Origin of the sequence: Streptomyces sp. NBC_01233 (assembly GCF_035989305.1) — a bacterium.
Lineage (GTDB): Bacteria > Actinomycetota > Actinomycetes > Streptomycetales > Streptomycetaceae > Streptomyces.
The window spans coordinates 2,050,156-2,065,671 of record NZ_CP108514.1; the positions used below are offsets into that span (position 1 = coordinate 2,050,156).

A 15,516-nucleotide genomic window follows, 5' to 3' on the forward strand; every position below is an offset into this window, starting at 1 on the left:
AGGTAGACCCCGTGGCCATCCGCGTCCTGCTGGTCGACGACCAGCCACTTCTGCGCACCGGTTTCCGGATGATCCTGGAGGCCGAGGAGGACCTGGCGGTGGTCGGTGAGGCCGGGGACGGTCTGCAGGCGCTGGACCAGGTGCGGGCGCTGCAGCCCGATGTGGTGCTGATGGACATCCGGATGCCGCGGATGGACGGGGTGGAGGCGACCCGGCAGATCACCGGTCCGGGCCGGGACGGGCCGGCGAAGGTGCTGGTGCTCACGACGTTCGATCTGGACGAGTACGTGGTGGAGGCGCTGCGGGCGGGGGCGAGCGGGTTCCTGCTCAAGGACGCGCCGGCCGTGGAGCTGGTGCAGGCGATCCGGGTGGTGGCGGGCGGTGAGGCGATGCTCGCGCCGAGCATCACGCGGCGGCTGTTGGACAAGTACGCGGGGCATCTGCCGTCGGGTGAGGACAGCGTCCCGGACGCGCTGGGGACGCTGACCGAGCGTGAGGTCGAGGTGCTGAAGCTGGTGGCCCGGGGGCTGTCGAACGCGGAGATCGCGGCGGACCTGTTCGTGAGCGAGACGACGGTCAAGACGCATGTGGGGCACGTGCTGACGAAGCTGGGGCTGCGCGACCGGGTCCAGGCGGCCGTCTACGCGTACGAGAGCGGTCTGGTGCGTCCCGGCGCCCAGTAGTGGCGTCGGGGACGCGAACGGGCCGGCAGCCGCGTGGTGCGGCTGCCGGCCCGTTGTGCGTGGCCCGGTCGGGGTCAGCCCTTGCTGATCTCCCAGAAGCGGAAGACGGTCGAGGCGTCGAGGGACCACTGGAGGCCGCTCACGTTCTGGCGGGTGACGGCGTACTGCTTGCCCTGCCAGAGCGGGAGGATCGGGAGCTCGTCGGCGACGATGTCCTGGAGCCGGTTGTAGTCCGTGTTGGCCGCGGTGCGGTCGGACTTGGCGGAGGTCGACGGGATGATCGTCCCGGTGATCTCCTTGTTCTCGTAGTTGTTGTGCAGGACGTTGTCCGGGCCGAAGAACGGCTGCGTGAAGTTGTCGGCGTCCGGGTAGTCGGGCACCCAGCCCTTCACGTAGACGCCGTACTTGCCGTCCTGGATGTCCTTCTCGTACTGCTCGAACTCGACGGACTTGACGTCGGCGTCGAAGAGTCCGCTCTCGTTGAGCTGCTTGGCGATGACCTCGAACTGCTGGTCGGTCGAGGGGCCGTAGCGGGACGGGGTGGAGTACAGGGTCAGCTTGACCTTGCCGTTGATGCCGGCGGCCTTGAGGGCGGCCTTGGCCTTCTCGGGCTGGGGGCTGCCGCCGTAGCGGTCGAAGAACGGGGTGGTGTGGCCGGCGATGCCGGTGGGGACGATGGAGTAGAGCGCGGTGGCGGTGCCCGCGTACACGTCCCGGACGAGCGCCTCGCGGTCCACGAGGTAGGCGATGGCCTTGCGGACGGGCAGCTTGCCGACGACGGGGTCGTTGACGTTGAAGACCATGTGCTCGACTTCGGCGCCGGTGCCCTGGACGACGTCGACCTTGTTGTCGCCGGTCTTGGTCGAGGCGAGGGCGGCGATGTCCTTGGCGGCGAGGCCGCGGAACGCGAAGTCCACGTCCCCGCTCTCCAGGACCTTCTTGAGGCCGCTCTGGTCGCCGTTGAAGAACTTCAGCGTGACGCCGGTGTTCTTGGCCTTGGCCTTGCCGCTGTAGGACTCGTTGACCGAGAAGGTGGCGCTCTTCTCGCTGAACGAGTCGAGCTTGTAGACGCCTGAGCCGATCGTCTTGTTGTCCGTGCGCAGCTTGTCGGCCGGGTACTCGCTGTGGTCGACGATGGAGCCGGCACCGGACGCGATCTTGCTGGGGAAGGTCGCGTCGGAGGTCTTGAGGCGGAAGATGACGGTCTTGTCGTCGGGGGCGTCGATGCCCGCGATCGACGAGAGCATCACGGCCGGGCCGTTCTCGTCGTTGATCTTCAGCGTGCGCTCGAAGGAGAACTTGACGTCCTTCGAGGTGAGGCTGTGGCCGTTGCTGAACTTCAGGCCGGCCCGCAGGGTGCACTTGTAGAGCTTGCTGTCCGCGCCCTCGAAGCTGCAGGACTGCGCGGCGTCGGGCTCGGGGGTGGTACCGCCCTTGGGGAAGCTCAGCAGCGACTGGAAGACGTTGTTGAAGAGCAGCCAGGAGCCCGGGTCGTAGCCCGAGGCCGGGTCGGTGGACTTCACCTTGTCGGATATGCCCATGACCACGCCCTTGCCGCTGCCGGCATTGGAGCCATCGGTCGAACCGCAACCGCTGAGCAGCGCGGCGGCGGTGGCTGCGCCGAGCGGAGCCGCCAGCCACTGGTTACGTCGATTCACGCGAACGTCCTTCACAGTCGAACTGTTTCGTTGCCCGGCTCGCGACACCCGCTGCCGGTCGTTGCCTTGCTCAGCCGCTTACGCCGCGGCCGAGCTCCCACAGCTGGAGGTCGGAGATGGCGTTGACCGACCACTCCACCCCGGTGATCCCGTCGCGTGCGGCGACGTACTGCTTGCCCTGCCACAGGGGCAGGACGGGCACGTCCTCGGCGACGATGTCCTGTATCTCCGTGATCGCGGGCACGGCGACGCCTCGGTCGGCCGCGCGCCGCGATTCGGGGATGAGCCTGGTGCGCACCGCGTTGTTGGCGTACGGCGTGCCCAGGAAGTTGTCCTGCTCCAGGAACGGAGCGAGGAAGTTGTCGGCGTCCGCGTAGTCGGGGAACCAGCCGAGCCCGTAGGCGGCGTGGTCGCCCTTCTTCTGCGCGGGACGGAATTCGGCCCACTCGCTGCCCTGGACGGTGATGTCGAAGAGCTGGGTGGAGTTGAGCTGGGCCTTGAGGGCCTCGAACTCGGCGGCCGTGCCGTCGCCGTAGTGGTCGTTGGTGTAGTGCAGGGTCAGCTTGACCGGGGTCTTGATCCCGGCTTCCTTCAGCAGGGTGGCGGCCTTGGCCGTGTTGGCCTCGCCGTACTTGTTGTAGAAGGAGTTGACGTGGCCGGTCACGGTGGTGGGGACCAGCGAGTAGAGCGGCTGCGCGGACTTGCCGTAGACCTTGGAGATCAGGGCGCCGCGGTCGACGGCGGCGGCGAGGGCCTGGCGCACGGCCTTGTCCTTGACGACCGGCGCCTCGGTGTTGAAGCCGATGTAGCGGATCTCCAGGCCGGGCATCGGGACGAGCTTGACGCCCTTGGGCGGCTGGGCGGAGAACTCGGCGATCTGGGCGGGCGACAGGGTGCGGGAGACCATGTGGATCTTCCCGTCGGTGAGCGCCTTGCCCATGGCCGGGGAGCCGGGGAAGGTGCGCAGTTCGACCTTGTCGTTCTGCAGCTTGATGTCGCCCTTGTAGTTCGGGTTCTTGCTGAAGACGGCGCGGACGAGCCGGTTGTCCTTGACTTCGGCCTTCATCGTGTACGGGCCGGAGCCGTCCACGGAGAAGCCCTCGCGGAGCTTCTTGGCGTCGTAGTTCTTCTCGCTGACGATGCCGGCGGCGGGGGTGGAGAGCTTGTACGGGAAGGTCGCGTCCGGGGTCTTCAGGTGGAAGACGACCGTGTCCGCGCCCTTGACCTCGACGTTGCCGAGGGTGGAGAGCAGCGAGGACGGGCCGTTCTCGTCCTTGATGGCGAGGACGCGGTCGATGGAGAACTTGACGTCCTTGGCGGTGATCGGGTCACCACTGGCGAACTTGAGGCCGGGGCGCAGGGTGCAGCGGTAGCTCTCGTTGCCGGCGTCGGTGAAGCGGCAGGCGGAGGCCGCTTCGGGGACGGGCTGGCCGCCGCCGCGCGGGGTGTGCATCAGCGTCTGGACGGTCTGGCGCAGGACGTTCCAGGCGCCGGCGTCGTAGGCGTAGGCCGGGTCGAAGGGGGCGGGAGCGAAGTCTGCGGCCTCGAACCGGTCGGTGGTCCCGACGACGATCGCTCCGGATCCTGCTCCTCCGCCGCTCGCGCTGCCGCATGCGGCGAGCACGGGGGTGAGCAGTCCGGCCGCGGCCGTCAGCACCATGGTCTTGCGGTTCATGCTGGAAGTACTCCCTGTAACCGGCACTTGCTCAAAGCGGCGTAGAGGGCACTTCGCGGCGGTCGCCCGTTCAGGGCGGAACGATCGGGCCGGTGTAGTGACGATCGGTCCACGCGGTCCCGGCACAGGGGTGTGCGTCCGGGACGGCAGAGGTGCGGCGTAGTGCCCGCGTTGACAGTAGTGGCCCGGGACGGGATGGCTGGAACTGGCCGGACTTGGGATGTAATCGCACCGTGATGGGAGCGAACTGCCTGTTCATGCGCAGGGGTGCGCAGATTCGGTCAGTGGCTGATCAATCCGGACACAAGGGAAGGTAAAGGGGCCCCCAGACAGGCCCATGGGAGGTTTGACGCGTGACCAAGCTCACTCTGAGCAACCGCCCTGGAGGGGGATGGAATTTCAGCCTCCGGGGCCTGTGACGGAAGATCCTTCCGTAGGACCTCCATCCCGCAGGCGTTCCGTTCGGTACGGAGCGTGCTCGGGTTGTGTCGGTCCGTGTCGGCGCCTGCGTATGCGTGCCGAGGTTGCCGTGGGTAACCGGGGGGGTGCCTCGAGGGTGCGGCGGGTGCCCGCTCAGTTCACCGGGACGATGAGGGAGCGCAGGAACGCCAGGTCCACGTCCTCCAGCGAGCGCACGACCGTACGCCCCGGAGCCGGTTCGATCACGCCCACCGAGGGGATCGCCACGACCCGGCAGCCGGCGGCCTCGGCGGCCGCCACCCCGGTGCTCGTGTCCTCGATGACCGCGCAGCGCGCGGGGTGGGCGCCCAGCGTCCGCGCCGCGAGCAGGTACGGGTCCGGGTGCGGCTTGGTACGGGCGACCTCGTCACCGGCGACCGTCATCGTGAAGCGGTCCCGGCCGAGGGTGAGCAGGACCTGGTCGATGACCCGGCGGTGCGAGGCGGAGACGAGGGCGGTGGGCACGTTGTGCCGGGCCAGCTCGGCCAGCAGGCGCTCGGCGCCCGGCATCAGCGGCACCTGGTCGGCGATGCGGGCCTCGAAGCGCTCGTTGAGCAGGACGCTCAGCTCGACGAGGCCGATGGCCGCGCCGGTGGCCTCGATCAGGAAGGCCGCGCTGCGGCTCATCGGGCCGCCGACGACCACGTCGCGCCAGGCATCGTCGAGCCGGTGGCCGAGCTCCTGGAAGATCTCCGCCTCGATCTCCCACCAGAAGCCCTCGGTGTCGACCAGGGTGCCGTCCATGTCGAGCAGCACCGCCTGCAGGGCCGAGCCGTCGGCCGTACGGGCGACGGGTGCGGGAATGGTGCTCGTCATGCGCGGACCTCTCAGAAGGGACGAGAAGGCCGGTCACCTCTTCCCGCGGGGCATACCCCTGGGAACAAGGCGACCGGCCTGTATGGGACCGACAAGTGTACGTCGGTTGACCTCAGCGTGCGTTGAAATACTTGGCTTCGGGGTGATGAATCACGATCGCGTCGGTGGACTGCTCGGGGTGGAGCTGGAACTCCTCCGACAGGTGGACGCCGATCCGCTCCGGCTGGAGGAGGTCGGCGATCTTCGCGCGGTCCTCCAGGTCGGGGCAGGCCCCGTAGCCGAGGGAGAACCGGGCGCCGCGGTACTTGAGGTCGAACATGTCCTCGACCTGGGCGGGGTCCTCGCCCCCGAAGCCGAGCTCGGCGCGGACGCGGGCGTGCCAGTACTCGGCCATGGCCTCGGCGAGCTGGACGGACAGGCCGTGCAGCTCCAGGTAATCGCGGTAGGAGTCGGACTCGAAGAGCTTGGCCGTGGCCTCGCCGATCCTCGAACCGACGGTGACCACCTGGAGGCCGACCACGTCGGTCTCGCCGGACTCCTCCGGGCGGAAGAAGTCCGCCAGGCACAGCCGGCGGCCGCGGCGCTGGCGCGGGAAGGTGAAGCGGGTCCGCTCGTTGCCCGCCTCGTCCAGGATGATCAGGTCCTCGCCCTTGGACACGCAGGGGAAGTACCCGTAGACGACCGCGGCCTCGAGGAGGTTCTCGGTGTGCAGCTTGTCCAGGAGGCCGCGCAGGCGCGGACGGCCCTCGCTCTCGACGAGTTCCTCGTACGTGGCACCGCCCGCGCGGGCCTGCTTGAGGCCCCACTGGCCCTTGAACAGGGCGCCCTCGTCCAGCCAGGACGCGTAGTCCTTGAGCGGGATGCCCTTGACGACGCGGGTGCCCCAGAACGGCGGGGTGGGGACCGGGTTGTCGACGGACACGTCGGAGCGGCCGCCCTGCTCCTCGGGCTCCTCCACCTGCAGGAGCGGGGTGTCCCTCTTGGCGACGCGGCGCTGCTTGAGCTCGGGGAGGGAGGCGCCGGGAACACCGCGCTTGACGGCGATCAGGGCGTCCATGAGGCGCAGGCCTTCGAAGGCGTCGCGGGCGTAGCGGACTTCGCCCTCGTAGATCTCGTGGAGGTCTTGTTCGACGTAGGCGCGGGTGAGGGCCGCACCGCCGAGGATCACCGGGTAGTCGGCCGCCAGCTTGCGCTGGTTGAGCTCCTGAAGGTTCTCCTTCATGATCACGGTCGACTTCACCAGCAGCCCGGACATGCCGATCACATCGGCCTTGTGCTCCTGCGCCGCCTCCAAGATCGCGGAGACGGGCTGCTTGATCCCGATGTTGACGACGTTGTAGCCGTTGTTGGTGAGGATGATGTCGACGAGGTTCTTGCCGATGTCGTGGACGTCGCCGCGGACCGTGGCCAGCACGATCGTGCCCTTGCCCTCGTCGTCGGTCTTCTCCATGTGCGGCTCGAGGTAGGCGACGGCCGTCTTCATGACCTCCGCGGACTGCAGCACGAACGGGAGCTGCATCTGGCCGGAGCCGAACAGCTCACCGACGACCTTCATGCCCTCCAACAGCGTGTCGTTGACGATGTCGAGGGCGGGACGGGTCTGCAGGGCCTCGTCGAGGTCGGCCTCCAGGCCGTTCTTCTCACCGTCGATGATCCGCCGCTGCAGTCGCTCGTCCAGCGGCAGGGCGAGGAGCTCCTCGGCGCGGCCGGCCTTCAGCGACTTGGTGTTGACGCCCTCGAAGAGGGCCATCAGCTTCTGCAGCGGGTCGTAGCCCTCGGCGCGCCGGTCGTAGATGAGGTCGAGGGCGGTGGTGACCTGCTCCTCGTCGAACCGGGCGATCGGCAGGATCTTGGAGGCGTGGACGATGGCGGAGTCCAGGCCGGCCTTGACGCACTCGTCGAGGAAGACGGAGTTCAGCAGGACGCGGGCGGCCGGGTTGAGGCCGAAGGAGATGTTGGACAGGCCGAGGGTGGTCTGGACGTCCGGGTGGCGGCGCTTGAGCTCGCGGATCGACTCGATCGTGGCGATACCGTCCTTCCGGGACTCCTCCTGCCCGGTGCAGATCGTGAACGTCAGCGTGTCGATGAGGATGTCCGACTCCCGGATCCCCCAGTTCCCCGTCAGGTCCCCGATCAGCCGTTCGGCAATGGCGACCTTGTGCTCGACGGTGCGGGCCTGGCCCTGTTCGTCGATGGTCAGCGCGATCAGCGCGGCGCCGTGCTCCTGCGCCAGTCGGGTGACCTTCGCGAAGCGGGACTCCGCACCGTCACCGTCCTCGTAGTTCACCGAGTTGATGACCGCACGCCCGCCGAGCTTCTCCAGGCCCGCCTGGAGGACGGGAACCTCGGTCGAGTCCAACACGATCGGCAGCGTGGAGGCCGTGGCGAAGCGGCCCGCAAGCTCCGCCATGTCCGCGACACCGTCGCGGCCCACATAGTCCACGCAGAGGTCGAGCATGTGCGCGCCCTCACGGATCTGGTCCCGTGCCATCTCCACGCAGTCGTCCCAGCGGGCCTCCAGCATCGCCTCACGGAACTTCTTCGACCCGTTCGCGTTGGTGCGCTCACCGATGGCCATGTACGAGGTGTCCTGGCGGAACGGAACCGTCTGGTAGAGCGAGGCGGCGCCGGGCTCGGGCTGAGGGGTGCGAGCGGTGATCGCGGTGCCGCGGACCCGCTCGACGACCTGCCGCAGATGCTCCGGCGTCGTCCCACAGCAACCACCCACCAGAGAAAGCCCGTACTCGCGGACGAAGGTCTCCTGTGCTTCGGCCAGCTCGGGGGCGCTGAGCGGGTAGTGCGCGCCGTCCTTGGTCAGGACGGGCAGGCCGGCGTTGGGCATGCAGGACAGCGGGATACGGGCGTTGCGCGCCAGATACCGCAGGTGCTCGCTCATCTCCGCGGGGCCGGTCGCACAGTTCAGACCGACCATGTCGATACCCAGCGGCTCCAGCGCCGTCAGGGCCGCACCGATCTCGGAGCCCAGCAGCATCGTGCCGGTGGTCTCGACGGTGACGGAGCAGATCAGCGGGACGGTGACCCCGAGGGCCTCCATGGCGCGCCGGGCACCGATAATGGAGGACTTGGTCTGCAGGAGGTCCTGGGTGGTCTCGACGAGCAGCGCGTCGGCGCCGCCGGTGATCAGGCCCTCGGCGTTGATCTGGTAGGCGTCGCGGATCTTCGCGTAGGTGATGTGGCCCAGGGTGGGCAGCTTGGTGCCGGGGCCCATGGAGCCGAGAACCCAGCGCTGCTGCCCCGTCGACGCCGTGAACTCGTCGGCGACCTCGCGGGCGATGCGCGCGCCGGCCTCAGACAGCTCGAAATTGCGTTCGGCGATGTCGTACTCGGCGAGTGCCGCGTAGTTCGTGCCGAAGGTGTTGGTCTCGACGCAGTCCACACCCACCGAGAAGTACGCCTCGTGGACGGAGCGCACGATGTCGGGGCGGGTGATGTTGAGGACCTCGTTGCAGCCTTCGAGCTGCTGGAAGTCCTCCATGGTGGGGTCCTGCGCTTGGAGCATCGTTCCCATGGCTCCGTCGGCGACGACCACGCGGGTCGCGAGCGCCTCCCGGAGGGCATCGGCCCGGGTCTGGGTGTCAGCGGACGGGTTGGGCAACGAAGCCATGGTTGTGCTCCCTGGGATGCGACGGCTGTCGGCTTTGCACCCCCTCTGTGTCAAGGGTGCACGCGGCCAGCGTAACCGCGAGGCACCGGACCCGGTGCGGGTGTCCCACGTGGCGGACTGCATTCTGTGTCGGGAGTTGCCAGGGGTGTCCCGGCGACGGTACGGCGCGGACTTCCCCCGACGATGCGCAAGGCCGACATCGACCGATACTGTTCAGCATTGTCGAACCGCATCAAGATGGTCAGTATGGACAGCAACGTCAGCAGGAGGCTGCGCGATGGCACGGAACATCCAGTCGCTCGAACGAGCCGCTGCGATGCTGCGACTCCTGGCCGGCGGCGAACGCCGGCTGGGGCTCTCCGACGTGGCCTCCTCCCTGGGTCTGGCCAAGGGCACGGCGCACGGCATCCTGCGCACCCTGCAGGCCGAGGGTTTCGTGGAGCAGGACCCCGCCTCCGGCCGCTACCAGCTGGGCGCGGAGCTGCTGCGCCTGGGCAACAGCTACCTCGACGTGCACGAGCTGCGCGCCCGCGCCCTGGTGTGGACGGACGACCTGGCCCGGGCGAGCGGTGAGAGCACGTACGTGGGCGTGCTGCACAAGAGCGGGGTGCTGATCATGCACCACGTGTTCCGGCCCGACGACAGCCGTCAGGTGCTGGAGGTCGGGGCCATGCAGCCGCTGCACTCGACCGCACTGGGCAAGGTCCTGTCCGCGTACGACCCGGTCGCGCACACCCAGGCGCTGGAGGTGGAGCGCGAGGCGTTCACCCCCCGTACGGTCACGGACGGCGCCGGCTTCGAGGAGATCCTCGACCTGACCCGCGCGCGGGGCTGGGCCGCCGACGTCGAGGAGACCTGGGAGGGCGTCGCCTCGGTGGCGGCGCCGATCCACGACCGGCGCCGGATGCCGGTCGGCGCGGTGGCGGTGGCGGGTGCCGTGGAACGGGTCTGCGGGGAGTCCGGGGAGCCCCGTGCGGCCCTCGTGGCGTCCGTACGGGACTGTGCGCGCGCGGTTTCACGCGATCTCGGCGCGGGCCGGTTCTGACCCCCCTCTAACACTTCTGAGCCGCCATCTGGCTGCTTTCTGCCCATTTTTCGCCACATTCTGACCACACAATGGCTGGATTTGGGCGATCGTACCTAGTGGTAACGATCCGGCACCTTGGCCTGGCGAGCCCTTGACGCATTCTTCACTTGGGCGGAAAACTGCCGTTCACCGGTCGGCATTGTCGAACACCTGACGGCAATACGCGCTAGGATGCGACAAGGCCAAGGACCGGTGCAGCACTCACCGAGTGCGCGGAACCACCGGAGGGACCCGGTGTCCGCCCACCCCTGGACGTACGTAAGGAGTCGCGGGTGTCCAGCTCCGACATCTTCATCGGCGAGACCATCGGTACCGCCCTGCTCACTCTGCTCGGCGGTGGCGTCTGCGCCGCTCTGACACTCAAGAGCTCCAAGGCCCGGAACGCGGGCTGGCTCGCGATCACCTTCGGCTGGGGTTTCGCCGTACTGATCGCCGCCTACGTGGCCGCCCCGCTCTCCGGCGCGCACCTCAACCCGGCGGTCACCGTCGGCCTCGCCGTCAAGACCGGCGAGTGGAGCGACGTGCCGGTCTACTTCGCAGGCGAGCTGCTGGGCGCGATGCTCGGCGCGGTCCTGATGTGGATCACCTACTACGGCCAGTTCCGGGTGCACCTGGCGGACCCGGAGAACATCCGTGACGCCAAGCTCGGCCCGGAGGACCCGCACCCGCACGACCAGGCGGGCCCCGTGCTCGGGATCTTCTCCACCGGCCCCGAGATCCGCAACGTCGTCCAGAACCTCGCCACCGAGATCATCGGTACGTTCGTCCTCGTCCTGGCGATCCTCACCCAGGGCCTGCAGGGCGACGGCAAGGGCCTCGGTGTCATCGGCGTCCTCATCACCTCCTTCGTCGTCGTCGGCATCGGCCTCTCGCTCGGCGGTCCGACCGGCTACGCCATCAACCCGGTCCGCGACCTCGGTCCGCGCATCGTGCACGCCCTGCTCCCGCTGCCCAACAAGGGCGGCTCGGACTGGGGGTACTCCTGGATCCCGGTCGTCGGCCCGCTCGTCGGTGCCGTCATCGCCGGCGGTCTGTACAACATCGCGTTCGCCTGATCAGTTTCGGCCCGCGTTCGTAAGATCCGCACCGCATCCTGATTCCGCCTACTCACAGACCTGCCAGGAGCAGCCACATGACCAGCAGCACCGGCCCCTTCATCGCCGCGATCGACCAGGGCACGACCTCCTCCCGCTGCATCGTCTTCGACCGTGACGGCCGCATCGTCGCCGTCGACCAGAAGGAGCACGAGCAGATCTTCCCGAAGCCGGGCTGGGTCGAGCACGACGCCTCCGAGATCTGGACCAACGTCCAGGAGGTCGTCGCCGGCGCCATCGCCAAGGCCGAGATCACCGCCGCCGACGTCAAGGCCGTCGGCATCACCAACCAGCGCGAGACCACCCTCCTGTGGGACCGCCACACCGGCGAGCCCGTGCACAACGCGCTGGTCTGGCAGGACACCCGCACCGACGCCCTGTGCAAGGAGCTCGGCCGCAACGTCGGCCAGGACCGCTTCCGCCGCGAGACCGGCCTGCCGCTGGCGAGCTACTTCGCCGGCCCGAAGGTCCGCTGGCTGCTCGACAACGTCGAGGGCCTGCGCGAGCGCGCCGAGGCCGGCGACATCCTCTTCGGCACCATGGACTCGTGGGTCATCTGGAACCTCACGGGTGGCGCCCAGGGCGGCGTGCACGTCACGGACGTCACCAACGCCTCGCGCACCATGCTGATGAACCTGCACACGCTGGCCTGGGACGAGAAGATCGCGGAGTCGATGGGCGTCCCGCTCAACGTCCTCCCCGAGATCAAGTCCTCCGCCGAGGTCTACGGTCACGTCAAGGACGGCGTCCTCGCCGGTGTCCCGGTCGCCTCGGCGCTCGGTGACCAGCAGGCCGCCCTCTTCGGCCAGACCTGTTTCGCCGAGGGCGAGGCGAAGTCCACGTACGGCACCGGAACGTTCATGCTGATGAACACCGGCGACAAGATCATCAACTCCTACAGCGGCCTGCTGACCACGGTCGGCTACCAGATCGGCGACCAGAAGCCGGTCTACGCGCTGGAGGGCTCCATCGCCGTCACCGGCTCGCTCGTCCAGTGGATGCGCGACCAGATGGGCCTGATCAAGTCCGCGGCCGAGATCGAGACGCTCGCCTCCTCGGTCGAGGACAACGGCGGCGCCTACTTCGTGCCGGCCTTCTCCGGTCTGTTCGCCCCGTACTGGCGCTCCGACGCCCGCGGTGTGATCGCCGGCCTCACCCGGTACGTCACCAAGGCGCACATCGCCCGTGCCGTCCTGGAGGCCACCGCCTGGCAGACCCGCGAGATCACCGACGCCATGACCAAGGACTCGGGCGTCGAGCTCGCGGCCCTCAAGGTCGACGGCGGCATGACCTCCAACAACCTGCTGATGCAGACGCTCTCGGACTTCCTGGACGCCCCTGTGGTGCGCCCGATGGTCGCCGAGACCACCTGCCTCGGCGCCGCCTACGCCGCCGGCCTGGCCGTCGGCTTCTGGCCCGACACCGACGCCCTGCGCGCCAACTGGCGCCGCGCGGCGGAGTGGACCCCGCGGATGCCCGCCGAGCAGCGGGACCGCGAGTACAAGAGCTGGCTCAAGGCCGTGGAGCGGTCCATGGGCTGGGTCGACGACGAAGACGCCAGCTGACCGCACTCAGCTGAGTCAATCGACGAGGAGCTAAGAGAGATATGAGCATCCCGCAGAGCGTGACCGCACTGGGCACGCACCCGACCGCCGGCTCGAACCCGAGCCGCGCCGAAACCCGTGAGCAGCTGGCGAAGGCCACGTACGACCTGCTCGTCATCGGCGGTGGAATCCTGGGCACCTCCGTGGCCTGGCACGCCGCGCAGTCGGGTCTGCGGGTCGCCATGGTGGACGCCGGCGACTTCGCCGGCGCCACCTCCTCGGCCTCCTCCAAGCTGGTCCACGGGGGCTTGCGCTACCTGCAGACCGGCGCGGTCAAGCTGGTCGCGGAGAACCACCACGAGCGGCGGGTGCTGGCCAAGGACGTGGCCCCGCACCTGGTCAACCCGCTCACCTTCTACCTGCCGGTCTACAAGGGCGGACCGGTCGGTGCGGCCAAGCTGGGCGCGGGCGTCTTCGCCTACTCCGCCCTCTCGGCCTTCGGCGACGGCATGGGCAAGGTCATATCGCCGGCCCGTGCCGCCGCCGACAACCCGGGTCTGAAGACGGACAACCTCAAGGCCGTCGCGGTCTACTACGACCACCAGATGAACGACTCCCGCGTCGCCGTCATGACCGTCCGCGCGGCCGTCGAGTCGGGCGCGGTCGTCCTCAACCACGCCGAGGTCACCGGCCTGCGCAAGACGCGGGGCCGGGTCACCGGTGCCGAGCTCAGGGACCGTCTCGACGGCACCGAGTTCGGGGTCGACGCACGCGTCGTGCTCAACGCCACCGGCCCGTGGGTGGACCACCTGCGGCGCATGGAGGACAAGCACTCGATGCCGTCGATCCGCCTTTCCAAGGGCGCGCACATCGTCATGAAGCGCAAGTCGCCGTGGAAGGCCGCCATGGCCACCCCGATCGACAAGTACCGCATCACCTTCGCCCTCCCGTGGGAGGACCAGCTGCTGCTCGGCACCACCGACGAGGTGTACGAGGGCGACCCGGCGGACGTGCGCGCCACCGAGTCCGACATCGCGCAGATCCTGGACGAGGCGGCCTTCTCGGTGAAGGACGCGGACCTCGACCGGTCGCTGATGACGTACGCCTTCGCGGGCCTGCGGGTGCTGCCCGGCGGCCCCGGCGGTGTGGAGAAGGCCAAGCGCGAGACGGTCGTCTCCGAGGGCGCCGGCGGCATGCTGTCGGTGGCCGGCGGCAAGTGGACGACGTACCGCCACATCGGCCGCGTGGTCATGGACAAGCTGTCGAAGCTCCCGGGCAGCCCGCTGACCGAGGACATGGAGCCGGTGAAGTCCCTCGTGCGCCGGATCGCGCTGCCGGGCGTCGCCAACCCGAACGCGGTCGCGCACCGGCTGCTGGTGGACCGTGAGCCGGGCACCCGGATGGACCCGCTCACCGCCCGCCACCTCGCCTCGCACTACGGCTCGCTGGCCTTCGACATCGCGCGCCTCGCGAACGAGGACCCGGCGCTGGCCGAGCGCATCCACCCGGACGGTCCGGAGATCTGGGCGCAGGTCGCCTACGCCCGTGACAACGAGTGGGCCGAGACGGTCGACGACGTGCTGCGCCGCCGTACGACGGTGACGGTCCGCGGCCTGGACGACGAGGCCGTACGGGCCGGCGTCGAGGAGATGCTGGGCCACAAGGCATAGCTCTCACGCAGGTGGGGAAGAGGGGCGGTTCCGAGGGGAACCGCCCCTCTGTCGTGGGCTGTGGCCGGTGCCTCATCAAGGCTTAGGCTGACCCACGTACGCAAGGGAACTTCGGAAGGAGACCTGGGTGATCGAGCTTGAGGGCGTGCCCGAGCTGATCGACCCGGTCATGGTGGCCGCGTTCGAGGGCTGGAACGACGCGGGTGACGCGGCCTCCGGTGCGGTCGCACACCTGGACCGGGAGTGGAAGGGCGAGGTCTTCGCGGCTCTGGACGCCGAGGACTACTACGACTTCCAGGTCAACCGGCCGACGGTGTGGCTGGACAACGGGGTACGGAAGATCACGTGGCCGACGACACGGCTGTCGGTGGTCCGCATCGGCGGGGCCAAGCCGCGCGACCTGGTGCTGGTCCGGGGGATCGAACCGTCCATGCGGTGGCGGTCGTTCTGCAACGAGATCCTCGGCTTCGCCCACGAACTGGGCGTGGAGATGGTGGTCATCCTGGGGGCGCTGCTCGGGGACACGCCGCACACCCGGCCGGTGCCGGTGAGCGGGGTCACCTCGGACGCGGACCTGGCGCGGACGATGGACCTGGAGGAGACCAAGTACGAGGGCCCGACGGGCATCGTGGGCATCCTCCAGGAGGCCTGTACGCACGCGGGCGTGCCGGCGGTGTCGCTGTGGGCGGCGGTGCCGCACTACGTGTCGCAGCCGCCGAACCCGAAGGCGACGTTGGCGCTGCTGAACCGGCTGGAGGATCTGATCGACATCCGGATCCCGCTGGGCGAACTGCCGGAGGACGCGCGGGCGTGGCAGCTGGGCGTGGACCAACTGGCCGCGGAGGACAGCGAGGTGGCGGAGTACGTCCAGACGCTGGAGGAGGCGCGGGACACGGCCGACCTCCCGGAGGCGTCGGGCGACGCCATCGCCCGGGAGTTCGAGCGGTACCTGCGGCGGCGGGATCCCGCGGCGGGCCCGGCGGCGGAGCCGGGTGACGGCTCGTACCTGCGGGACACGGCCGGCGGCCTCCCCCGTACCCCCAAGCGCAAACCGGAGCCCGGCGGGGAGGAACCGCAGCCTCCGGCGGGGACCGCACCGGAGGACCCGGCCGCGCAGGACGACGACGGCGAGGAACCGCCGCAGGCCTGACCACCCCTCACCTCGCCTGGCCTCACCTCTCCTTCACCTCCTGCGCGGGCTCGTG

General features: G+C 69.1%; 10 protein-coding genes. 6 read left to right on the forward strand and 4 right to left on the reverse strand.

From position 1 onward, the window contains the following. The first annotated feature begins 11 nt into the window (after window positions 1-11). The gene (locus tag OG332_RS09445) at window positions 12-683 is read left to right on the forward strand and encodes a response regulator transcription factor (protein ID WP_327413021.1); all 672 of its coding nucleotides are present in this window, start codon (window positions 12-14) and stop codon (window positions 681-683) included. A gap of 74 nt (window positions 684-757) precedes the next feature. Here the strand turns inward: OG332_RS09445 and OG332_RS09450 are convergent, their stop codons facing one another. The 4 genes from OG332_RS09450 to metH all read right to left on the reverse strand — a co-directional run bounded on the left by OG332_RS09450 (window position 758) and on the right by metH (window position 8,916). Beyond that, window positions 758-2,341: an ABC transporter substrate-binding protein gene (locus tag OG332_RS09450; protein WP_327413022.1), complete on the reverse strand. Its 1,584-nt coding sequence runs from the start codon at window positions 2,339-2,341 to the stop codon at window positions 758-760. Window positions 2,342-2,411: 70 nt separating this feature from the next. Beyond that, window positions 2,412-4,016, reverse strand: coding sequence for an ABC transporter substrate-binding protein (locus OG332_RS09455; protein WP_327413023.1), 1,605 nt, complete (start codon window positions 4,014-4,016; stop codon window positions 2,412-2,414). A 573-nt stretch (window positions 4,017-4,589) separates the two neighbouring features. Then, window positions 4,590-5,291 (reverse strand): HAD family hydrolase, encoded by a 702-nt coding sequence (locus tag OG332_RS09460; protein WP_327413024.1) that lies wholly within the window; start codon window positions 5,289-5,291, stop codon window positions 4,590-4,592. Between the two features lie 112 nt (window positions 5,292-5,403). Next, a complete protein-coding gene (gene metH / locus OG332_RS09465) occupies window positions 5,404-8,916 on the reverse strand; it encodes a methionine synthase (protein WP_327413025.1) in 3,513 nt (1,170 codons plus the stop codon). Window positions 8,917-9,193: 277 nt separating this feature from the next. Here metH and OG332_RS09470 point away from each other — a divergent pair, with 277 nt between their 5' ends. The 5 genes from OG332_RS09470 (at window position 9,194) to OG332_RS09490 (ending at window position 15,461) form a co-directional block, all read left to right on the forward strand. Further along, window positions 9,194-9,961 carry an IclR family transcriptional regulator gene (locus OG332_RS09470; RefSeq protein WP_327413026.1) on the forward strand — a complete coding sequence of 256 codons (768 nt, stop codon included), beginning with the start codon at window positions 9,194-9,196 and terminating at the stop codon, window positions 9,959-9,961. Window positions 9,962-10,275: 314 nt separating this feature from the next. Beyond that, on the forward strand, window positions 10,276-11,058 hold the full coding sequence (locus OG332_RS09475; RefSeq protein ID WP_327413027.1) for an MIP/aquaporin family protein: 783 nt from the start codon (window positions 10,276-10,278) through the stop codon (window positions 11,056-11,058). A 77-nt stretch (window positions 11,059-11,135) separates the two neighbouring features. Further along, window positions 11,136-12,662, forward strand: coding sequence for a glycerol kinase GlpK (glpK, locus tag OG332_RS09480; RefSeq protein WP_327413028.1), 1,527 nt, complete (start codon window positions 11,136-11,138; stop codon window positions 12,660-12,662). Between the two features lie 41 nt (window positions 12,663-12,703). Continuing rightward, on the forward strand, window positions 12,704-14,311 hold the full coding sequence (locus OG332_RS09485; protein ID WP_327413030.1) for a glycerol-3-phosphate dehydrogenase/oxidase: 1,608 nt from the start codon (window positions 12,704-12,706) through the stop codon (window positions 14,309-14,311). A 127-nt stretch (window positions 14,312-14,438) separates the two neighbouring features. Then, a complete protein-coding gene (locus OG332_RS09490) occupies window positions 14,439-15,461 on the forward strand; it encodes a PAC2 family protein (protein WP_327413031.1) in 1,023 nt (340 codons plus the stop codon). The last annotated feature ends 55 nt before the right edge of the window (window positions 15,462-15,516 follow it).